17 protein-coding genes and 2 pseudogenes are annotated in these 21,954 nt (G+C 67.3%); 9 read left to right on the top strand and 10 right to left on the bottom strand.

Going from position 1 to position 21,954, the window contains the following annotated elements; all coding sequences use genetic code 11:
* Positions 1-92: 92 nt before the first annotated feature.
* A complete protein-coding gene (locus OHA03_RS28875; protein ID WP_267006653.1) occupies positions 93-1,160 on the bottom strand; it encodes a lactonase family protein in 1,068 nt (355 codons plus the stop codon).
* Between the two features lie 134 nt (positions 1,161-1,294).
* Positions 1,295-2,449: pseudogene (locus OHA03_RS28870) on the bottom strand (FUSC family protein); the annotation flags it as partial.
* A gap of 84 nt (positions 2,450-2,533) precedes the next feature.
* Here OHA03_RS28870 and OHA03_RS28865 point away from each other — a divergent pair.
* Both OHA03_RS28865 and OHA03_RS28860 read left to right on the top strand, forming a co-directional pair.
* Positions 2,534-3,691, top strand: a complete 1,158-nt coding sequence (locus OHA03_RS28865; RefSeq protein ID WP_267006652.1) for a site-specific integrase — start codon at positions 2,534-2,536, stop codon at positions 3,689-3,691.
* 108 nt (positions 3,692-3,799) lie between these two features.
* Positions 3,800-3,907: pseudogene (locus tag OHA03_RS28860) on the top strand (metal-dependent hydrolase); the annotation flags it as partial.
* Between the two features lie 8 nt (positions 3,908-3,915).
* On the opposite strand, the gene OHA03_RS28855 reads toward OHA03_RS28860, so the two are convergent.
* Both OHA03_RS28855 and OHA03_RS28850 read right to left on the bottom strand, forming a co-directional pair.
* Positions 3,916-5,466, bottom strand: a complete 1,551-nt coding sequence (locus OHA03_RS28855) for an FUSC family protein (RefSeq protein WP_267006651.1) — start codon at positions 5,464-5,466, stop codon at positions 3,916-3,918.
* A 214-nt stretch (positions 5,467-5,680) separates the two neighbouring features.
* Positions 5,681-5,866, bottom strand: coding sequence for an AlpA family transcriptional regulator (locus OHA03_RS28850; protein WP_158711215.1), 186 nt, complete (start codon positions 5,864-5,866; stop codon positions 5,681-5,683).
* A 539-nt stretch (positions 5,867-6,405) separates the two neighbouring features.
* Between OHA03_RS28850 and OHA03_RS28845 the strand changes: the two genes are divergently transcribed.
* The 3 genes from OHA03_RS28845 to OHA03_RS28835 all read left to right on the top strand — a co-directional run bounded on the left by OHA03_RS28845 (position 6,406) and on the right by OHA03_RS28835 (position 8,435).
* Positions 6,406-6,798: a CPCC family cysteine-rich protein gene (locus OHA03_RS28845; RefSeq protein ID WP_267006650.1), complete on the top strand. Its 393-nt coding sequence runs from the start codon at positions 6,406-6,408 to the stop codon at positions 6,796-6,798.
* 28 nt (positions 6,799-6,826) lie between these two features.
* Complete coding sequence (locus OHA03_RS28840) at positions 6,827-7,552, top strand: HEAT repeat domain-containing protein (RefSeq protein WP_267006649.1); 726 nt, start codon at positions 6,827-6,829, stop codon at positions 7,550-7,552.
* A 388-nt stretch (positions 7,553-7,940) separates the two neighbouring features.
* Positions 7,941-8,435 (top strand): hypothetical protein, encoded by a 495-nt coding sequence (locus OHA03_RS28835; RefSeq protein WP_267006648.1) that lies wholly within the window; start codon positions 7,941-7,943, stop codon positions 8,433-8,435.
* A 480-nt stretch (positions 8,436-8,915) separates the two neighbouring features.
* Here the strand turns inward: OHA03_RS28835 and OHA03_RS28830 are convergent, their stop codons facing one another.
* The 6 genes from OHA03_RS28830 to OHA03_RS28805 all read right to left on the bottom strand — a co-directional run bounded on the left by OHA03_RS28830 (position 8,916) and on the right by OHA03_RS28805 (position 12,930).
* Positions 8,916-9,578 carry a site-specific integrase gene (locus OHA03_RS28830; RefSeq protein ID WP_267006647.1) on the bottom strand — a complete coding sequence of 221 codons (663 nt, stop codon included), beginning with the start codon at positions 9,576-9,578 and terminating at the stop codon, positions 8,916-8,918.
* A gap of 115 nt (positions 9,579-9,693) precedes the next feature.
* A complete protein-coding gene (locus tag OHA03_RS28825; protein ID WP_267006646.1) occupies positions 9,694-10,089 on the bottom strand; it encodes a hypothetical protein in 396 nt (131 codons plus the stop codon).
* 127 nt (positions 10,090-10,216) lie between these two features.
* Entirely contained in the window at positions 10,217-10,519 is a 303-nt protein-coding gene (locus OHA03_RS28820) for an AlpA family transcriptional regulator (RefSeq protein WP_267006645.1), read from the bottom strand.
* Between the two features lie 129 nt (positions 10,520-10,648).
* On the bottom strand, positions 10,649-11,515 hold the full coding sequence (locus OHA03_RS28815; RefSeq protein ID WP_267006644.1) for a hypothetical protein: 867 nt from the start codon (positions 11,513-11,515) through the stop codon (positions 10,649-10,651).
* Positions 11,515-11,676: a helix-turn-helix domain-containing protein gene (locus tag OHA03_RS28810; protein ID WP_323181337.1), complete on the bottom strand. Its 162-nt coding sequence runs from the start codon at positions 11,674-11,676 to the stop codon at positions 11,515-11,517. Before OHA03_RS28810 ends, OHA03_RS28815 begins: the two co-directional genes overlap by 1 nt.
* A 987-nt stretch (positions 11,677-12,663) precedes the next feature.
* Positions 12,664-12,930: a hypothetical protein gene (locus tag OHA03_RS28805; protein WP_267006642.1), complete on the bottom strand. Its 267-nt coding sequence runs from the start codon at positions 12,928-12,930 to the stop codon at positions 12,664-12,666.
* 142 nt (positions 12,931-13,072) lie between these two features.
* Here OHA03_RS28805 and OHA03_RS28800 point away from each other — a divergent pair, with 142 nt between their 5' ends.
* The 4 genes from OHA03_RS28800 to OHA03_RS28785 are packed head-to-tail and all read left to right on the top strand — an operon-like array spanning position 13,073 to position 21,655.
* The gene (locus OHA03_RS28800; protein WP_267006641.1) at positions 13,073-14,641 is read left to right on the top strand and encodes a TIGR02677 family protein; all 1,569 of its coding nucleotides are present in this window, start codon (positions 13,073-13,075) and stop codon (positions 14,639-14,641) included.
* The gene (locus tag OHA03_RS28795; protein ID WP_267006640.1) at positions 14,641-16,062 is read left to right on the top strand and encodes a DUF2398 family protein; all 1,422 of its coding nucleotides are present in this window, start codon (positions 14,641-14,643) and stop codon (positions 16,060-16,062) included. The genes OHA03_RS28800 and OHA03_RS28795 overlap by 1 nt, the downstream gene beginning before the upstream one ends.
* Positions 16,059-20,378, top strand: coding sequence for an SbcC/MukB-like Walker B domain-containing protein (locus OHA03_RS28790; RefSeq protein WP_267006639.1), 4,320 nt, complete (start codon positions 16,059-16,061; stop codon positions 20,376-20,378). Before OHA03_RS28795 ends, OHA03_RS28790 begins: the two co-directional genes overlap by 4 nt.
* On the top strand, positions 20,375-21,655 hold the full coding sequence (locus tag OHA03_RS28785; protein ID WP_267006638.1) for a TIGR02679 family protein: 1,281 nt from the start codon (positions 20,375-20,377) through the stop codon (positions 21,653-21,655). The genes OHA03_RS28790 and OHA03_RS28785 overlap by 4 nt, the downstream gene beginning before the upstream one ends.
* Positions 21,656-21,954 lie beyond the last annotated feature (299 nt).

The raw sequence follows: 21,954 nt of genomic DNA, 5'->3' as shown, positions 1-21,954 counted from the left end.
GGATTCGACCGGTGCGGGCCCCGCTGTGTGCTGTGTGGACGCGTGCTCTGTGATGTGTGCTGCGCGCTGCTCGGTCGTGCGGTCGGTCCGCGTCAGCCGAAGACGACGCAGGAGGCCGCTGGAGCCGTCAGGGAGCCCCTGTGGCACGGGATGCCGGTCGTCGCGTCGACGGCGAACCAGCTGACGTTCCCGGCCCGCTCATTGGCCGCGTAGAGCCGCTGGCCGGTGGGGTCGAGGGCCAGGTCGCGCGGCCAGTGGCCACCGCAGCCCACGTTCGTGACCAGGGACGCCTTCTCGCCCGATGCGTCGAGAGCGAGGACGGCGATGCTGTCGTGCCCCCTGTTCGCGGCCCAGAGGAACCGTCCGTCGTACGAGACGACCACCGCGGACGGGTAGACGACGGCCTCGGGGTCGGCGACCACGTCCTCGGGCACGACGGCTGTCTCGGCGACCGGTTCGAGGACTCCGGTGGCCGGGTCCCAGCGGCAGACGGTGACGGTCGGTTCGAGCTCGTTCAGGACGTAGGCGTGCGCGCCCGCGGGGTGGAAGGCCAGATGCCGCGGTCCGGTGCCCGGCCGCAGCGCGGTCTCGCCGTGCAGGCGCAGCGTCCCGCTGCTCGGGTCGAGGGCGCAGATCCGTATCGAGTCGGTCCCGAGGTCCACGCTCAGCACCCAGTTCCCCGACGGGTCGGGCTGCACCTGGTGGGCGTGCGGGGCGTGCTGGCGGTCGGTACGCGGACCGCTGCCCTCGTGCTGGAGCACGGAAGCGGCGACGCCCAGCGATCCGTCCGCGCGCACCGGGAGGGCGGTGACGCTGCCGGAGCCGTAGTTGGCGGTGATCAGATGGCCGCCGGCGATTGCCAGATGTGTGGGGCCGTCGCCCTCCACCGGCCGTATCTCACCGAGGGGCTGCGGCACATCGCCGGTGATGTCGAGCGCGGCGGCCGCGCCGCTCTCCGTCTCACTGACCGCGTAGAGGGCGGTGAAGCCGGATCCGGGGCCGGGCCCCAGGACCAGATACGAGGGATCGGGGACGGCGTCCGTCGCACCGAGGACGGTCAGCGCCCCGGTCTCCCCGTCCACTGCGGCGACGGTGACTCCCCGCCCGCCCGCCGACGTGAACGACCCGATGAATGCCCGTCCGGCACCGTTGCTGCTCACCGCTGCTGCCCCTCTCCGCCGACTGATCGCCACGGTCCGGGCCGTCGCGATCTCCCGGGGCGACGGTAGCAGTGCACCCTCTGCGGTCTAGACCAGGGCCGCGACGTCGTCGGCCTCCTCCGCGGAGCCGCAGGTCAGGCGGGGACGAGCGGGGACCGCGGCGAGGTGTGCAGGGGTGCGGCCAGCTCTGTGAGGGCCCCCTCCAGGGCGTGCAGATGCGTGAGCGCGGCCTCCGCGCCGGGGTGGTGGTGCGGCGCCTGCGCGGGCGCGGCAAGCAGTTCCGTACGGACCGGACGGGGCTGCGCCAGAGCCAGCACCGCGGCCTCGACCCGACGGCAGGCGGCGTCGAGCCTGGCGTCGTGCGAGGCGTCCGGGTCGGCGGCCACCGCGGCGAGGCCGCGCACCTCGCGTGCGCAGAGGTCGAGCAGTACGAGCACCTGCCGGGCGCGCGCCTTGCGGGCCCGTAGCGGGTTGAGGGGGTGCACCAGCGGGGCGAGCGAGAGCCGGACCCGGCCGAGCAGCGCCTCCAGTTCGGTCACGCGCGGGGCGGGGTCGGCGGTCGGGGAGCCGGCGAGGCGCGCGGCGGCCTCGGCGGTACACGCGTGCACACAGCGCAGCGCCCGCTGGATCCAGGCATCGGTGGTCGCGTGGAGGCTGACGGGCAGCACGAGGACGACGGCGAGCGCCGCCCCGAGAGCTCCGGCCCCGGTCTCCGTGAGCCGCAGGACGAGGAGTCCCGGGTTCAGTACACCGAGCAGCCCGTAGAGCAGTCCGGCCATCACGGTCACGAAGAAGACCATCCAGCTGTAGGAGACAGCGGCGGTGTAGAAGATCCCGAAGACGCAGAGGGCGACGAGGACGGCGGTGAGAGCCGTGTCTCCGTGCAGCGGGACGGCGACCAGCAGCCCGACGACGATGCCGACCACCGTGCCGAGGACCCGGCGGAAGCCGCGGACCAGCGTCTCGCCCCGCGAGGCGGTGTTCACGAAAATCCACCAGACGGTGCCGACGGCCCAGTACCAGCGGTCCGCGGAGAGAAGCTGCCCCACGCCCAGTGCGAAGGCAGCGGCAGCGGTCGCCTGGATCGCCTGACGCGTGGTCGTGCGGGCCAGACCGCTGCCGCCGTGAAGTGCCGGCACGACAGGCACCGGCAGTCGCCGTTCGTAGCACCAGAGACCGAAGCGGACGGTCGATGAGGTGACGAGGGAGAGCGCGACGGCGGCGTACAGCTCGGGCAGCTGGCCCGGAACGGCGTGCAGGAACTGCGCCATGAAGAACGCCATGAATGCTGTTCGTTAGGCGCGGCCGCAGGTCAGCGCCATACTGACGCCCCCGGGGTCAGCAAAACGTCAGCACGAGTACGGAGTCAGTACATGGCAGCCAGGACCCTCGCACGCGGCATGGGCACGTTCTTCAAGGAGTGCACCTGCAAGGCACCGACCCGGTGCCCGCACCCATACAAGATCCGCTACAGGGACGCGGCCGGCAAGCAGCGTGAGGAGTCGGGCTACGGGACACAGGACAAGGCGACAGCCAGGCTCACGGAGCTGTATCAGTCGAAGAAGGGAGCGCAGAAGGCCGGCCCTTCCGACGGCGAGAAGATCGCCGCCCAGAGCCTTGAGGACTTCGCCTCCAATTGGATCAGCCACCGAGCTCGTGGGCTCAAGGACAACAGCGTCGAGAGCTACGAGCGGGCGCTTACGGTACACATCGCGCCCCGCCTGGGCTCGCGCAAGATCGGCACCTTTACCGCGAGCACCGTGGACAACTTCGTCGGCGACATGATGCTCGACGACATCGGCAGCGCGGCGCAGGTGAACGCGTACAAGGTCCTGCGGCTGGTCATCAACTCTGCGCGACGTCGAGGCGCCCTGACGCTGGACCCGTTCATGGACGCTACGCCACCGGACCATCAGCGCAAGGACATCGTGATCCCGACGCTGGAGGAGCTCAACCTCATCCGGCACCACGCACACGACGAAGACCTGCGCCTTGTCATGGAGATGATGTCGGGCTGCGGTCTACGGAATGGCGAGGCACACGCCACGAACGTCAACGGGCTCGTCTCGCAGGACGTTTACCGGATCAACGACCAGATCCATGGGCGCCAACGTGTACCGGTGCCACTCAAACACCGGAACTGGGGCGAGTTCCGCGAGACGCCGATGCCCGCGAAGACACGCGCGTACTTGATGCAATTTACGGAAACACACCCTGCGGATTCACAGGGGTACCTACTGACTAATGGCGGTCGTGGCGGGGCTGGTGTCGGCGGCAGCCCGTACTACAGCGGAAATGCGTTCCGCCACAAATGGCAAAAGGTTTTGCGCGCCGCTGGCATAACTGCGGGCTACACCATGTACAGCCTGCGCCACTTCTTCGCTTCCAATTGCCTGGCCATGGGTATTCCGATCACAGATGTTGCGGAGTGGATGGGCCACAAGTCCATCGAGGTGACGTATCGCAGCTACCGCCATCTCATGCCGTCCTCCATCGGCAGGGCCGCGAAGCTGCTCGACACGGGTATCTGATCTACGCGCTGCACTGCCGCCCAGGAGCCGGGTGGCGAGGAGTGTCGCGCGTGCGACAACGTCGTATACGGCGCGGTCCAAGTCCTCAGGCACGGCGCAGCAGAACGGTCTCCGTACCGCGCGAGCGATCGCACCATCATGCTCATCCTGACCCGGATGTCGGAGGCCGAGGAGGAGCGCTGGGTCGGGGTGATGCTCGACAACCTCATCGCGCGCGCAGGCGCTCAGGCGCCGGCCGGAATTTGGCTGGCCCTCCGCAGGGGCACGGCAAGTTCGAGCAGGGCCCGCTCCAGCGCATGGAGGTGGGCGAGCACTGGTTCGGCGCCCGTCGGCTCCGTGGCCGTCGCGTTGCCGAGTCGGAGGGGCCGCCCGACGGTCGGCGCGTCAGTGAGGGCCTCGACGGCGGCCTCCACCCGCCAGCAGGCTGCGGCGAGTCGGATGTCGTGCGAGGCCTCCGGGTCGGCAGCTACGGAGGCCAGGCCGCGCACCTCGCGTGCGCAGTCATCGAGCAGCGCGAGCACATGCCGCGCCCGTCGCTTGCGCGCCTTCATCGGGTTGAGCGGATGCACCAGCGGCGCAAGTGACAAGCGCACCCGGCCGAGGATCGCCTCCAGTTCGACAACGCGCTGGGCTGGGGCAGCGTCCTCGCTCCCGGCTAGCCGGGCGGCGGCCTCCGCCGTGCACGTCTGCACGCACCGCAGTGCCCGCTCCACCCACGCCTCGGTCACGGAGTGCGTGGTTACCGGCAGCACGAACAGCACCGCCAATACAGCGCCGAACGCCCCGGCCGCCGTCTCAGCCACCCGCAGTATGAGCAGACCAGCGTCTAGCACGCCGAGCAGCCCGTACAGCATGCTCGCCATCACGGTCACGGCCAGCATCATCCAGGTATAGGAGACAGCGGCGGTATAGAAGATCCCGAACACGCTCATCGCCACGACCACGGCGGCCACGACCGGCTCATGGTGCAGCGGCACAGCCACGGCGAAGCCCAGCCCGATCCCGAGCACCGTCCCCAAGAATCGCCTGAACCCGCGCACGACGGTCTCACCTCGCGAGGTTGTGGCCACGAACACCCACCAGGTGGCGCCGACCGCCCAGTACCAACGCTGATCGGAGAGCACCTGCCCCACCGCGAGCGCGAACCCCGCCCCAAACGTCGCTTGCACGGCCTGCCGCGTCGTGATCCGCCCAAGGCCCGGCGCCCCGGTAGTGAGGGCGACTGCTACGGGTGCCGCGAGCCTCCGCTCATAGCACCACACCGCGAACCGCACCACCGACGACGCAATGAGCGACAGCAGCACGGCCACGTACAGCTCGGGCAGCTGGCCGGGCACGGTGTGCAGGAACTGGGCAGAGAAATAGGCCATGAAGCCGAACACGCCCAGTGAGTGCCCGCGAGGCCCCCACCGCCGCGCGTACACCCCCGCCCCCACGACGGCGAGGAACGCCAGGTCGCGCGCGACGGGTACATCGTGCAGCACGGCGGCGAGCGTGAGCACCGGGAGACCGACGACGGGGAGAAACGCGGTCGTAATCGCCTGCCCACGCACCGTCGGATCGGTCACCGTGAACAGCGCGAGCAGCGCGGCCAGGCCACCAGCAATGGCCGCCGCCAGCGAGTACCCGGCCGCCCCGCACAGCGCGACGGCGAGCCCAATGCCGAGCACAGCCCGGGACGCGAACCGCAGCCGGATCCGCCCCGGATCGTGTGCGATAAACGCCCTCTTCAGCAAGTTGCCCCGTCCCTTTCGCACATAGACCAGCGCAGACATGAGAAAGGCGCCGCAGAGATCCCCGGGGGACCCGCAGCGCCATTGACAGACCCATCTCAGCATCTAGAGGGCTGATGGTTCAACTGAGGATCAATCCTTTGGGCCAATGGCCTAGGATCACTTCACTTTGCCCGGCCGCAGCAGAGCCAACGGACCAACCCCTCACGCGATGCCGCCGCGCGAACGGCAGCCACCGCCTCAGAACTCCCCCTGATCACTGCAGCTTCTGCTGCCGAACCCAGGCCGTTACCTCGGAAACCTTGAACTGGATCTTGGCATTGCGGCCACGCCCAAACTTGTACGGAACGAGCCCCAGGGCGGGGGCGTCGCGGTACACCCAGGAGATCGACATGTTCAGGTACTCCGCCGTCGTCTTGGCGTCCATAAATTCCGCAGGCATAGCCACCCAATCTGCCATTGCGCCACAATGCTCACAGCTTCTCTGCCACCGGTTCTCTGCCACCGGCAGATGAATGATCCGACCGACATACGTTTTGGCGTGGCCGAGGATTTCGAGTAGAAGGATGGCAACCCCACCGCACGCACCCTCCGCCCTATGACACGACGTGTCCGTGAAGTAAAAGGAGTCCGCGCGGCGGTCTCCCAGCGAACATCATCGATGTGCTGACTGGATGGGCCTTGACCTGGGCATTCTTAGCTTTCAGCGCTATCAGGGCGTGTCCTGGAGGGCAGTCGGCGCACGTCTTCAAGTAATGAGACCTACGCATTACGAGGGCCTGCAAGATCGTAACGGGTAGTGCCGTGGTCGCACGCCGTGTCCTGTCTTGCCTGGTCAGGAGCACGGCACTGTTTCCGCGCGTGCCGTTTGATCCAACGTGTGCTTCCCCGTCCGCTCACGCATCGCTCACGCACGCCGTTGGCCGGGATAGCTCAGAAACCCGGTGGTGGGGCGGGTGAGCCATCGTCCACACTGCGCCGATGAGTAGCCCTTACCCGTGTCCGTGCTGCGGACATCTCGTCCTTGACGACATGCCCGGCTCCTACGAGATCTGTCCCATCTGCTTCTGGGAAGACGACGGCGTTCAGTTCCGTTGGCCCACAATGGCTGGCGGAGCCAACCGCGTGTCCCTCATCGAGGCCCAGCAGAACTACCGGTCTTTCGGCGCCTGCGACCACCATGGCCAGCGGTACGTACGGCAGCCGGCGCCAGACGAGCCGCTCGATCCGGCGTGGCGCCCCATCGATCAGGCCCTCGACTCCTTCGAGGACTGGGACGCAGCGGAGCGAGCCCCATGGCCCGAGGACCGCTCGGTGCTGTGCTGGTGGCTGCCAACCTTCTGGCACCGAGACACCTCACCTGACGCAGACTGAGCCCACCCGCTCCCGAGAGGAACCCCGCATGGCATCCCGCATCGCAGCCCTCGTCCAGCAGATGGACGGCGCTGCGGACGAGTCCATGGATGCCCGCGCCGAGCTGATCCACATCGGTAGCCCTGCCATCCCCGTCATCATCGACGGCCTGCCATCCCTCGGCAGCTTCGGCCAGCTGACCGCCATCGAGGTCTTCGAGGAGGTCGCAGACCCACGCTGCGGCCCCGCACTGATCGAGTTGCTGGCCAGTGACAACAGCACCGTGCGGGAGTGGGCGGCACTGGCCCTCGCGGATCTGGAGATCAGAGACGCGGTTGAGCCCTTGTGGCGCGCGTACCGCGCCTGCATGGAGCGGGCGACGCCGCCGGACTGGAGTGAGCCAGTGGGCTTCCGGTTTGCGCTCACGGAACTCGGGGCCCGCCTTCCAGTCGTGCCCCTGTCGGCGGCCCGACTGTGCAGCATGACCAGCTTCAGTGTGCCCGCCTGGCCGTCTGCTCACTACATCGAGGTCGTCAACGAGCTTGCCGACCATGATCAGCTCGTCCTATACAGCCAGTTCTGGAAGATCGAAGGCGATCGCACATACGGCATCTCCGGCCCCGACCTGGACTGGCAGCTCGACTGGGAAAGACCTTGGCCGGAGTTGGTCGAATCGGCCCGCGAATGGGCGCTGCTCGAAGCCACTGAAGCCCCCTGCGACGAGAACATCGTCGTCACCATTACATGGATCGACCACACCGATCTCCACCCGTAGGTGATCGCCAGTTAGCCTTCCCGGCATGTCTGATGCCACTCCGCGCAAGCCGTCCGCAAGCTCGTCGCGACCCGACGCGGCAAGGCCAAAATCGGCAACCCTGACGACGTCCCCTGGCTCTTCCCCGACGGACAGCCGGGCCGTCCCCTCAGTGACAGCCAGATCGGCCTACGGCTACACAAAATCGGCATCTGGCCCCAACAGGACCGGTCCACCGCCCTGTTCACCCTCGCCGCCGAACCGCCCGCCGCCATCCTTGCCCGGATGCTCAGCGTCCACATCCAAGTCGCCGTCCAGTGGCAGAAGGCATCCGGCGGCGACTGGGCCGCCTACGCCGCCGACGTCAGCCAGTGCTCCAATCGTGCTCACCAGCAAGGAAAAAATGTACATGCCTCTCGATGACCAGCGCGCGTGGGCACTGCTGCGAGCACTCGACGATCCGGACCACATGGAATTCCCCCGCGGCTATGACCACACGGCTGCCCGGTCCCGGTTCGACCACCTCGCATCGCGTCTGGATCAGCGGTTCCAGTGCACCTGCACCGTGGACCGAGGCGTCCAGGACGCCAGCCACCACGGGACGATCGTCATCCCGGACGCCGCTACGGCCAGCGGGGAACGCATCACCGTGACCATCAGCAACTTCGGAAACCTCGCCACCGTGACCCTGGGCATTCCCGGAAGCTACGACGAGGAAGAGGAACGCGAGCTCTTCCAGGACGCAGACCGTCACCGCATCGATGACGAGCTCGAAGGACTCGGCTACGTCCCCATCTCGGAGCATCTGCTCTGGACGAGATACGACGGCGTCAGCGACCTCGTCTCCTACTACCTGCCCGAGCATCCCCCGACGTGGTGGACTCGCTTCTTCGACTACCTGTGACCCTCGTCTGCGGTGTCCTTGGGCAGGGCATTCGGACAGTCCCAATACCCGACTCCACCATTAGCGATCTACCCCGCCGAGACCATCGAGGCCCATCGCGCCTTCATCACCCGCCGCAGGGCCACCCGACCCAGCGATGAGTATCGGACACCGACCGAGGAGGAGTGGGACGCCTTCCTCGCGCACTTCGAGAAGCGCAAGGTCTCCATTGGCACCCGCGCTCGAGCCTTTTCAAGCCCTTGTGTCCATGAACACGCTTGCGTTCCTTGCTCGCTCCTCCGGCCGGACCCGGCCCAGCACAACTGGTTGGAGGAGATCCGCGACATTTGATCGACGGATGCCGCCGCACCCTGCCTGACCTGCACGAAAGCGGGTCAGGAGGGGGTGCGGCGGCACCCGTGGGACTTCTCTGGGACTTTGCGCCTGAGCTGGGCTCCTGCGAGCCGTTGTCCGGGCGGCCCGACGCCGTCCGGGCCGAGGCTACGCGAAGATCGCGTCGATGGCGGCGGTGCCCCGTGCGCCTGCGCGGGGCAGGAAATGGGAGTACTTGCGCAGAGTGAACCCGGGGTCGGAGTGGCCCAGCCAGCGCGCCAGGGAGACGACAGATTCGCCGGCCTCCAGTTCCTCGGAGGCGTAGAAGTGGCGCAAGGCGTGGAAACCGTGCTCCCGAGACGGCTCCCACACTCGGGACCCACTCCGGTTGCTCTCTTGCAGCGGAGCGATCACGCCCGCTCCGGCCAGGGCCGGCTTCCAGACGTAGGAGTTGAAGAAGTTCCGGTTGATCGCCTTCCTCTCGCGTCCCGTCACCAAGAGGCTGTACGTCCTCGGCCGCCGGTGTTTGGCTTCCACAGGCGTCTCAGGGGGACTCGGGTCATCCCAGGGCAGCGTGACCGGCACTGGCGCGAAGAGTTCCATGTGCCGCTGGACGGTCCGGGCCACGCTCTTGGGCAGCGGCACGTCTCGGACCTTGCGTCCCTTGGGAAGCGCGAAGCACAGCTTCGTCCGCACCATCTTGACCTGGCGCCGGACATGGACGACTTCCTTGGCGAAGTCGATGTCCTCCGCGCTCAGCCCGAGCGCCTCTCCTTGTCGGAGGCCAAGGCCCGCTCCGATCTCGACGAGGACGCGATACCGTTCCGGCATCGCCGCACGTACGGCCAGCACGCGTTCGGGCGGCCACGCCTCGACCCTGCCGGGTGCGGCAGCCGGCGGACCGACCGTGCTGGAGCGGCACGGATTACGTACGAGGCGGCGGTCCTCAACGGCGGCCTGAAGGACGCTGGAACAGCGTCGCCCAGACAAGACGGATCGAGGTTGGACCAAGGTCCTTCTCCAGCCGCTTCTTCCAGTTGCGCAGCGTCTCCGTGCCTATGCCATTTAGCGGCTGGGCACCGAGATGCGGAACGATGTGCCGACGCACACGCTGCTCGATACGCTCGATGGTGGACGGGTCTCCGCTCTGGGTGGGCCACCAGTGCGTCTCGATGTAGTCCTTGAGGGAGATGGCCCCGTCGCGCGGATCGACGAACTCGCCGCGCCGTGCGTCGGTCTGGGCCTGGGCGAGCCAGGTCTTGGCGTCCTGGAGTGCATCGAACGAGCGGTCCTTGACGCCGGGGATGCCCTTGACGCGGTAACGGGTGCATTTGCCGTACATGGCCGTGCGTTCGCGCTTACCGGTCTTCGGGCTGGGGCGCTTCTTGAGCCATCGGTCTTCTATGTAGCCGGCCAGGAGGAACTCCTTGGTGTAGCAGGTGGGGACAGCGGTCTACGGCGCTTGGGCGTCAGGCGCCGGTGAGGCGGAGGGACCGCTCCTGACGAGGAGCGCTCAGCGGGTTGAGAGCCGCGTTGGAGCGCGAGTCGGCCCACTCCTGCTCGCGGACCCAGGCATCGAGGGCTTCCAGTCGGTACATGACGCGGCCTCGCGGACCCATGCGGAAGCTCGGGGGTCCCTGTCGACGGTGGCGCCAGACGTAGAGAGTGTGGGGCGAGAGGCCGAGGTACTCGGCGGCGTCCTTCACGGTCAGGAAAGCCGTCGCTACGGCGCCAGGGGAAGCGATGGGGGCAAACGTAGATCGGGCAGGCATCGGTGGTCTCTCTGTGAGGTACGGGAGGGAGCAGGCCCGGGTGGGCGGAGAACCAGTTCTCCGCCCACCCGTTGCCTTGTCGATGAAGCAGGGGGGAAATCGCGGGACGAGCCGCTGCTCGGAGCAGCGCTACGGGCGGTGCGCAGCCGGGATCGGCTCACTCGGCGGCTCAGGAAGGTGGAGGGCAGTTCCGAGCCGGTCCCAATGGATTTCATCGGGACGCCTGCCTATCCAGTCCAGCATCTTCGCGACCAGGTCGCGGTTCAGCAGGCATCGCTTGTCGATGGCCTGCGCCACCTTCGGCGCCGTGCGCTCCCCCTTGCCCTTCGGGAGAGGGTTGGACTTCAGGTAGTTGTGCCTGATCGCGTAGCCCATGACCAGATTCATGATCCGATCATTGCGCGTGACCGAGCTGGCGGCTGCCGCGGTCCCGTCCAGGAGACCGAGAGCAGTGACAACCTTGTCCACCCTCTCGGTCTTCTCCCAGGTGCTCATCGGGAGAGCGTTGCGTTGGATCCAATCGAGGATCGTCTGCACCTCGGCCGGCACTGGCCTGTCCGGGTCGGTGCGCCGGTTGACGTTGAAGGCGTACTCGCGCAGCGCCCTGCGAACCTCCACCGGCTCGAAGTACGCCGGCGGCGACGTGCGCAGCAAGGCGATTTTCGCGGGCGTGAGCGCCTTGGCCATGTTCTTACGGGTGTTGCCGGAGGCACGGGGCCACTTCCAGTCGACGTACTCGACAGCGAAGTCGTACCAGTTCACCTCGGCGACCTTAGACGTCCAGGAGATCGGCCGCCCCGTCTCGATGTCGAACAGCTCGCGTTTCCTGTGCGCAGCAAGCAGCTTCGAGCGCTCGTCGTCGGCTACCGCGCTCTTCTTGTACGTCTTGCTGTGCTTCTTGTGGGATACCTTCCAACGGACGGTATAGCTGTTGCCCTTGGCCCGCTTGTTCGTCTCTATCGGGTAGAAACGAACATCCAAAGAGCTGGTGTCCATCAGGAAGGGTCCTCGTAATCCATAAGCCAGTTTTCGAAATCGCCGCGCCGTATTCGAAGCGAGCCGTTAGGCAGTCGAATGCAGCGCGGTCCGCGCCCCTTCTGTCGCCAGTCGTAGAAAGTTGAACGCACGATCTGCAGCTCAGAGCAGACCTCGTCCACCGTGAGCTTTTGACCCTGCCTGACCGCTACCGCCACGAGGCCACCTCGCCGCCCAGAAGAGGCGTGGCGTCGGCAAGCCAGTCAGGGGAAATTTCTGGCCGGAGCTTGAAAAGGGCAGGCGGCATCGCGGATCGGCGCATGAAAGGGGTCTTCCTTGCTCAGAGACGAGGAGCGACAGGGCGGAATCGACAACACCGACACCACGCGCAATGCGCGCAGGTGTCGCCGAATCTCAGCGGGGGGCGCTGCCCATGTCAGAAGGCCACAGGCCAGATCCGCTCCTTGCCTCCTCTCGACTGCGCGGCGCTGGCCTGCGTTCGCTACGGCTCCACCACCAAGCACAGCCGAATGCGAACACCCTCAATGGTCACTACGATCGCCGGTTTGGCTAACCGGCGATCATGGTCTATGTTGCGCTCGCGTCCCGCTGAAGTCCGTCCTCCGCTGCCCGTCACGACGCCAATCGGTAGGCCCTCAAGTTGCCCGTGCCGCCCTGATCGGCGACCAATAGTCGTGCCTCGCAGAGGTGCTGGAGCCTCGCGGCAACACGATTCCCCCTTCCAACCTGCGTTGCGATTACGCGACTTACCGATCCGGGACTCCTGGCCACATAGGCGAGAATGTGGCGATCAAGGGGGTAGCCGTGCTGCACCAGGACCTCTCTGAAGAGGCCGGCCGCGCAGACGCACAAACAGATGGCTGAGGAGTGTGCCCCGTAGTCGGATTGGGTGTGCGCGTGGTCCATGCGTTGAGTGCGCCCAGGGAGAAGAAGGTGGGGGCGGTCAACCGCACAGACCGAAGTGCGTGCGTCGACAGAAGAGGCTCCTTATCGTGTCACCCGGTGGGCTCTTGCTGACCCTGCGCTTCCGGGGGTGTTGTACGTTGACATAGCCCCGGAAAGGGTTCCAGTCCTTTGAGGTCCTTTCTCGTCTGCCGTGGGCGAATTTGCCCCGGGAGCCCGGCGCGCGGCGGCTGCTGTGTCCGGGCTTATCCGGCTTGAAGCAGTTCTCCCGCCTCCTGGTCGCGCAGCTGCTGGGCGTCCTCGTCGATCAGGGCTTGACCGTCGCTGACCGGCCGGGCCACCTTGGCATTCGCGGAGGCTCCGCCTTGCGGGGCGAACACGGTTGCCGGGACCTGCACTTGGATGCCCGATTCGTCGTAGGCAGCGTGGACGGAGCAGGCACTGGGGCCGTCGCTGTCCAGCGCCCGCGAGAGGGTGGCGTCCCGAGCGAGCCAGCGAGGATCCGTCTTCACAGAGCGTGCGCGCTCAGGCGGGAACTGCCGAAAGGGCTTGAAGAGGGGTGGAAGCGGCTTCTCCCCCCGCCCGCCACGGGCCGATTGTCAGTGGTGTCTGTGAGGGTATGCACGGTGTGTGGCGAGACGAGGGGCGGGATAGGTGCTTGAACACGATGACTCGGGAGTCTCCGAGTCGTTCAATCTTGACTCATTGACGGTGGGTGACCGGCTGCGGCTGTTCAACTTCGCACAGCGGGATGATCACGTGGCGTATCTGTGGGTGCTGCGGGCGATGAACGTGCTGCGGGCCGTGCATCAGGTACAGGTTCACCCCGACGATGTGGCGAGCGCACTGAGAGAGCTGGCGATAGCGCATGACGAGGTGCCGTCCGCCACAGACTTGAACCTGCGGGCCATGCTCGACAACCTCTCCGCGGACAATGAGCAGGTCCTCTACCGAGTGGAGGACGCGGCGCGGTGCGGCAATTTGGCCGCATACCGAAACCGGCAGTCGGTCTACCAGTTCACGGAGATCGGTTACCGCGTCTACTGCGCGGTGGAGGAGGTCATCGGCTCCCGGGTGCAGGACGCGAACCTGTCGCGGCTGGTCTTCGCCGACATCCTGGCGGACTTCAAGGCGCTGGCGGCCGCGAACCGGGAAGGCGACCGGGACGAGGTGTACCGCAAGCTCGCCCGGCTCGACAGCGTGTTGGAGGACATGACGCAGCGGGCGGCGCGTTTCTATCTGACCCTCAACGACGTGGCGCGTACGACGGATATCTCCCCGGAGACGTTCCTGCGGTACAAGCACGCCCTGCTGGCGCACATGAGTGAGTTCACGGCAGAGCTGGAGCGCTACGCGCCCCGGCTGGCCGAGGCCGTGTACGAGGTGGAAGACAGCGGGGTGGAGACCCTGCTGGAGCGGGCCGCGGCTGTCGATGAGCGGCCCATGATGCGTCCGGCCGCGCGGCTTGAGGACTGGCGGCGGCGCTGGATGGGGCTGCGCCAGTGGTTCTTGGCGGAAGGTGCTGGGGAGACCAAGGCCGCCCAGTTGCAAGGCGCTACCCGCACCGCCATCTCCGGGGTCATCGCCTTGCTGCGGCAGGTGACGGAGTCGCGTCGAGGCGGGGTGAGCCGGACCACCCAGCTGCGGCATCTCGCCGCCTGGGCGGCCGGGGCGCCGGATGAGCAGGCGGCCAACGCTCTGGTGTCCGCTGCTTTCGACCTGCGCTCGGTGCGGCATCTGTCGGGCGCTCACGACGATGACGACCAGATCTCGCCGCGCACGACGTGGTGGGATGCGCCCGGGGTGGAGGTCAGCATCAGCTTGTTCAGGCATGGCAAGCGGCCGGCGCCGGGCGGCCCGCAGCCGGTCCGTACGAGCCGTGGTGCCCGTGCCCGGCTGCGTGAGCAGCAGTTGGCGGATCGGGCCGCGGATCGGGAGGCCGCCACGTATCTTCTTGATCACGGGCCTCACGACCGGGTGCTGAACGCGGCGGAGACCCGCGCCGTGCTCAAGCTGTTGACCCGTGCCCTTCAGGCGCGGACGATCGTGGCAGGCCGACTGCGTTCGGGGACCGGCAGCAGCGATGTCCTGACGCTGCGCCTGGTCCCGAGCGAGTGCGGCAGCCAGCTGCGGACCGAGACCGGCACGCTGCACCTGCCCGGCTTCACTCTGGAGATCAAGCCCCATGGTGCGATGCGTCGACGCCGAACGGAGACGTGCTGATGCCCGCCCATCGCGTAGCCGTCTCCGTGGAGCCTGCGGACCTTGGCTCGTACCAGCAAGCGGCCCGGCTCATGCTGCTTCACGGCGTCGTCAACGAGAGCTACCCGCGGGCCAAGGCCCTTGCGCTGGTGCTGCAGTGGGCCGACGAACTGGCCAAGGATTTCCGGGACCTGTTCGGCTACTCCTTGCAGACCAGCGCCCGTCACGCCCGGCTGCTGCGGCGCCTGGATGCCTTCGATGCCAGCCAGGCGTTCCTCACGGTGAAGAGCAAGAAGCCGTTCGACCGGCGCCGGCTGGCCTACCTTTGCCTGATCCTGGCGTGCCTGCACCGGTCTCGGGTCGAGATCAACCTCGCCGATCTCGTCAAACTCCTCGCGCCCTCTGCCAATTCGATCGAGCACCTGGGCTTCGATGCGACCGCACCGGGTCACAAGGACGCGGTCGTTGACGTGGTGGACTGGCTGGTCGACCGCGGTGCGCTGCGGATCTCCGACGGGTCCATGGAGGACTGGGCCCGTGACCACGACCGTGGGGATGCGCTGTTCGACATCGACCACGACACCTGCGCGGCTCTGTTCCGGCCGAACAAGCCCCTGCAACATCTGGTCAGCGCTGCTGGCCTGCTGGATGCGCCGACCGCCGGCACCGGACGGGACCCCCGGCGGCGGCTCGCTGCCCAACGAGCCCGGCGGCTGCTGATCGAGTACCCGGTGGTCTACTTCGGCGACACCGACGCGGAGACGGCGATAGCGCTGCGCCAGCCCACCCTGGCCGAGGACATCGCACGGCTGACCGGGTTGCCTGTCGAGCGCCGGGCCGAGGGGATCATGCTCGTCGACACCACAGGGCACTTCACCGACAAGCGGTTCCCCGGCCGCGGCGGAGCGGTCAACCGTACCGCTGGGCTGATGCTCGCGAAGATCGCGGACCTGCGGGAGGACCCGGACCGAGCCAGCAGTCTCCAGTACCTGCTGCCCGCCGATCCGATGGAGGAACACGCGGACCTGGTGAGCCGCATCGATATGGCCCTGCCGCAAGCCGGCACGCTCGAAGCCCTGGCTCACGACCCCCACGCGGACACCGGCCACCACGCGGACGAGGCCGATCCGGACGCCACGGAGCAGGAGGGGCAGACGGGCTTGCCTTTCGTGGAACACGGCACGCTCGAGCAGATGATCAACGAACTCTATGAAGAGTTCGGCCCCTCCTCCTTCACCAACAAATGGCAGGCCGATCCCGGCGGGCTGCTGGCAGAGGCGATCGCGCTCCTGGCGGACCTGTGCCTTGTCCATATCGTCCCCGGCGGGGTCCTGGTGCGGCCCGCGGCCGGCCGCTACCGCAACATCACCGCCGTCTTGCCACGTCCCGCGCTCGACGGCGAGTTCGCTCTCGACTTCCCCACTGAGGAAACTTCTCGATGACGCTCATCCCTCATTCCCGCACCGCTGACCAGCCGGAGGTTCGTTTCAAGCCCACGCGCGCCGGGGTGATCGGCCTCTGGGACTACACGGACGAGGAGTTCGTCTTCGCCGACGGCCGTCTGGTCCTGCGCGGGCACAACGGCTCCGGCAAGACCAAGGCCCTCGAAGTGCTGTTCCCCCTCGTACTGGACGGTGTCCTTGACGCGCGGCGTCTTGATCCGTTCAGCGGTGAGGAGCGGACCATGAAGTCGAACCTGCTCTACAAGGAGCAGGAGTCCGCTTACGGCTATGTATGGATGGAGTTCGCCCGCACCGGACCCGATGATGAGGTCCTCGAAGCCGTCACCGTGGGGATCGGCATGAGGGTGACCAAGCCCATGTCCACGCCGGCCCGCTTCTTCTTCGTCACCGAGGGCAGGGTCGGTATCGACTTCGGCCTGCTGGATGCCGCCTCGCGCCCGCTGCGGGAGAACGCCCTGAAGAAGCTGCTGGGCGAAGGGGCCATCTACGCCACGGCGGAGGCATACCGTGAGGCGATCGATGACCGGCTGTTCGGGCTGGGCCGCGAGCGCTACAACCAGCTGGTCAATCTTCTGCTCCAGCTGCGGCGCCCGCTGCTGGCCAAGGATCTCGACCCGGTCAAGGTGTCCGACACCCTCACCGCCGGACTGCGCCCCGTCGATGATGCCCTCGTCCTCCAAGCTGCCCGCGACTTTGAGAACCTGGCCGAGATCCAGGCGCTTCTCAACGCGCTTATGGGGGCGGATACCGCAGTCCGGAACTTCCTGCGTGAATACACCAGTTACCTGCGCGCCCATGCCCGTGACCGCGTCGACCATGTCTCCGGGCGCATCCAGGACACGGCCACCCAATGCGAGACGATCATGGAAGCGGCGGTCGCCCGCCGCACCGCCGAGCAGCAGCTGACCGCGGCACAGCAGGAGCGGGATACCGGCGAACGCCGGTGCAACGAGATCGATGCCCGCCTGACCGAGTACAAGAACCACGACGCCATCAAGAAGCAGGACGGGCTCAAGGAGCTGCGCGAGCGTGTACGCACGGAGCGCCTGGGTATCGCCGGCAGTGAACGCCACCTCAACCGGGCCCAGGAGAGCTTGGCCACTCTCAAGCGGGAGGCGGACCGCGCCCTCCAACGGCACGATGAACTGCGCAAGGCGGCCTCCCGGCACACCCACGGCCTCATGGACGCGGCGCGCCGTTGTGGCATCCTCCACGACGACGACACGCTGGATCTCGGTGCTGAGCTGGACACGCATATCGCGGGTCGGGTTGCCGCGCGGCGCAGCGAAGTGCAGGACGTACAAGACCTGCTCGGCGGCTTCGAGGACGCCGCGAAGGGCCAAGAACGCGAGCAAGAACGCTGTGACGCGGCGAGCGGTGAGCTGGCTGAGACCGAGCGGCAGTCCGCCGCAGCGGCCGAGAAGCTCACCGTCGCCCGCGTCGAGGCCGGCCGGGAGCTGGACGACTTCATCTGCCGCTGGAGCGGCAGCGACGACACCGCGGTACTGGTCGCCGCCGACGGTGACGTGCTGCGCGCGGCCATCGACGCCGCGGAGGAACCCGAAGCGGCCCCGCTGCCGGAGGTCTTCCATACCCTCGCCGACCGACGCCGCACCAGAGCACTGACCCGCGTCGAGGCGTTGAAGCGGCAGCACAGCGACATTGCGGACGCTCTGCGAGCCAGGCAGGCTGAGCGCGACACCGTGGCGGCCGAGGGCGACGATGCACCCCCGTCTAGTGACATGCGCCCTGCCAGCCGCGATGAGCGGCCGGGCGCTCCGCTGTGGCAGCTCGTACGGTTCGCCGATCACATCTCCGACGGCCACGCGGCTGCGGTGGAAGGCGCCCTGTACGCGGCTGGCCTACTCACCGCCTGGCTGCACCCCGACGCTGCGCTGACCGACCAGGCACTGCACGACAAGGTCGCCGACGCCTATCTGCGCCCGCTGCCCCCTGCTCAGCGACCCACCGGACGTACCCTGGCCGATGTCCTGCTCGTCGAAGATCAGCAGCATGTCAGCTCTGCTGCCGTCCAGGCTGTCCTGGCCTCCATCGCCGTCATGGACGACGCCCCGGCAGCGGACGATGCGCTGTCTGCTCCCTCGGTGACCGCGGGGTCGCACTTCTGCCTCGGCGTCCAGGTCGGTGCTCATCCCAAGGCACAGCCGGAGTACATCGGGGCCACCGCGCGGGCAGCCCGTCGGCGCGAACGGCTGGAACGCCTCGAAGAATCCATCGCCGTCCTGGAAGCCGAGCTCACCGGCATCGCGGAACAGCAGCGGTACGCGCACGAAGCATTCGACGACTTCGACCGCGCCAGGCATGAGCTCCCCCGTACCAAGGCGATCACCGATGCGGTGCGTGAGGTGGCGGTGGTGGCGGAGAAGGTCGCCGGAGCCCGCCGCCGCTTCACCGAGGCACGCAAGCGACTCGACGGGGCGATCGCCCGGGCCCATGAGAAGAACCGGCAGCTTCGGCATGCCGCCACGGCCGCGCGACTGCCCACGCGCCGAGAGGAACTGGACAACGTCGCCCAAGCCGTCGACGATTTCGCCGACGCCGGCAGAGCGCTCTCCTCCTGCCGTGAGCAAGCCGATGCTGCCGAGCGCGACATCGCCGGCCGCAAGGAGATCATCGAAGAGCAGGCGGAGTCCTGCGCAGAGCAGGCCGAGGCGCTGCAGGCGCGCAAGGACGAGTTCGCCGTTCAGGAGGAGCGTCTACGGACTCAGGAGGCAACGCTCGAAGCCCCACTCCAGGAGATTCTCCAGCAGATCGCGGAATCCGAGGAACAGCTCGCGGAGGCAGAGACGACATACGGCCGTGCGAAGAAGGATGCGGAAGAGCAGCGAGACCGGCTTCTGAAGGCTGACCACGCCCTGGAGTTCGGCCGTGTAGCACTGGCCACGGCCGTGGCCGAGCAGGTGCGCACCACACTCACGCTGGAGCCGTACGCCCGGCCCGACCTTCTCGGCCTGCTCGAAGCAACCGCCGACACCGTCTGGCTACCGCACGACATGTGGCTGAGTCCCGAGCAGGCAGTCCAAGCCCTCATGGACAGCCTCACCTCGCCCGTTACCTCCCTCACGGGCACGGAGGCCGCCCGACGTGTCGTCCCCGAATCCGTCGCCTCACTGATCACCGCGCTCGACGAGGCGACCCGTGGTCGCCCGATCACCGCGAGCCTCCTGAAGACCGTCACGACAAAGATCTCCACCGCCATCACCACGCTGGAGTCAGCCCTGCTGGAATCCGACCAGGGCTACCTCTTCGAGTGGGAGCCGGCCGGCGACATCATCCTGGCCCGGGTCACCGACAGCGAAGGACCCGCCCCCGTAGCGGACTTCGGACGCCGTCTGGCCGAACAGCTCGCCGACCAGAGTGTGCTGCTGGAAGACAAGGAACGCACCGTCCTGGAGGACGGGCTCCTGACCGGACTGGCCCAGCAGATCCACGACCGCACCATCGCCGCCCGCGACCTGGTCAAGAGCATGGACGCCGATACCCGGGCCAAGCCGATGTCCTCCGGCGCGACGGTTGGCATCAACTGGGTCGTCTCCGACGCCCTCACCGACTCCCAGCAGGCCGTCAACAAACTGCTCGACAAGGACGCCTCCGGCCTGGGCCCCGCCGGGCTGGCCGAACTCCGCTCCCACCTGCGCAGCCAGATCCGCGCCAAGGCCGCTGCCGACAAGAAGCGCAGTTACCAGCAGGTGATCGCCGAGGTCCTGGATTACCGCGCCTGGCGCAGGTTCGAACTCCGCCTGTTCCGGCAGGGCATGAGCCCGGAGGAGAAGAGGAAGGGAGAGGTCCTCACCAAGGCCAAGCACAGCGTGATGTCCGGCGGTGAGAAGTCCGCCTCGATCCACCTGCCGCTCTTCGCAGCCGCCCACGCCCAGTACAGCTCCGCCTACCCCACCTGCCCGCGCCTGATCGCGCTGGACGAGGCATTCGCCGGCATCGACGAGAAATACCGCCCCGACCTTCTCGCCCTCACCGCCAAGTTCGACCTCGACCTCTTCATGACCGGCTACGACCTGTGGATCACCTACCCCGAGGTGCCGCAGATCTCGCACTACGACATGAAGCACGACGAGGCATCCCACACCGTCTCCGCCATGCTGCTCGTCTGGGACGGCGAACAGATCCTCGATGACCTCGAGTATCCCGGATCCGACGACCTGGCTGCCGAACTCCTCGGCTTCACGCCCCGTCGGCACGTCCCCGCGCAGGCAGGACTGCTCGGTGACATCCCGGACGACGAGTCTACGAGCGACGACGCCGAAGAATCGGCATGACCACGCCAGCAGAGGTATACGAGCGCTACCGGGGCCCTGAGTTTCGCCGCCTCCTGGCCGCTGCCCGGCGCTCGCTCGAACGCAGCGGCGGCGAGATCGAGGGCTCCATCGGCTTGACCAACCCGACCACAGCCGAACGCAACGCCGTCATCGGCATCACCGGTACCTACCGCTCGGCCGACGTCCGCCGCATCACCATCCCCCTCTCGGTGCTGGAGGAGAGCGTCCGCAACGTCGCGGGCGTGTCGCTCCGCGATGTTCTGGAACGGATCGGCCCGGAGCTGCGCTTCCGCGCCGATGAGCGGACCACACTTGAACAAGCCCGGCAGAGGATCCTGGTCGAGGGCGAGACCAGCCCGTTGCACACCGAGCACCCCTGGTACCGGCAATGGCTGGCCGGCCTCGCATCCGATGGCACGATCACTGGGCTGATCAACAAGGAGGACACTCACCTCTTCAGCCAGGCTGTCCGCGTCCTGGAATTCCTCTACAGCCGACCCAGCGGATCACCCCCGGTCATGCTGCCCTCACTGGCCGACGCCACCACAGGAGACACCAAAGCCCTCAACCCCGGCCGCGGCTCGCTGCCGACCCTGGTCCTGCGGGCCCTGGCCATGGCACGCGGAATCCCACTCGGACCAGGAGCCGAGGCACGACGCGAGCTGTGGGACGCCTTCGATGTCATCGTCGACGACCTCGCCAGCCGCGCTCTCGTCCTCAATCTCCCCGCGACGGGACAGGGACTGGGCCAGTGGCTCACCGACGCCGCCCGCTACGGCACCCCCTTCCACATCACCCTCCACCAGCTCATCACCCTGCCGATCAGCGTGAACCTGCCAACGGTGTACGTCTGCGAGAACCCCGCCGTACTTCGCCGCGCCGCCGGCGAACTTGGCGCGAGCAGCCCACCACTGATCTGCGCAGAAGGCCGCCCCTCGACCGCCTTCCACCGCCTTGCCCGGCTCATCGTCGACAACGGCGGTCTACTCCGGTACCACGGCGACTTCGACTGGCCCGGCATCGCGATGACCAACGCACTGCGTACCCGCTACGGCGCCGAGCCATGGCGCATGAGCAGCGCGGACTATCTCAACGGCGTCCGTGCCGACATCGACCATGTCCCGCTCGACGGCAAGCCCCAGGACACGTTGTGGGACCCGAAACTCGCCGAGACCATGGCAAGGGAGAAACTCGCCGTCTACGAGGAAGCCGTCGCCGACAGCCTTCTGAAGGACTGTGCCCCTGCCGCTCACCGCCCTACGGAAGTATCTGGATAGCCGGGCCTGTCCTGCCACCTGCATGGCTCCAGAGCTGCAGCAGGCGGATCCGGGTGCCAATCTCATGAAGCCGATCAAGCTCCTGGGCATGAGCATGTAAAACGCCGATTTCAAGCCAACGTCCAGTGCTCGGGGTCACACAGTCCGTGAGAGGCCGGATCATGGTCACCTCTCTCTTCTTATGGCCACTGGGATGGGCTGGTTACCGAGAGTGCTCGGAGACCAGGCAAACTAGCGGCGTAAGTGACCCAAGCAGATGCTGACGTGGAAAGGCGTGGACTGAGCTCATGACCGGGAGC

The sequence above is a fragment of the Streptomyces sp. NBC_00154 genome, from assembly GCF_026342835.1.
Classification (GTDB): Bacteria; Actinomycetota; Actinomycetes; order Streptomycetales; family Streptomycetaceae; genus Streptomyces.
This window is presented reverse-complemented; position numbering and strand designations above follow the sequence as displayed.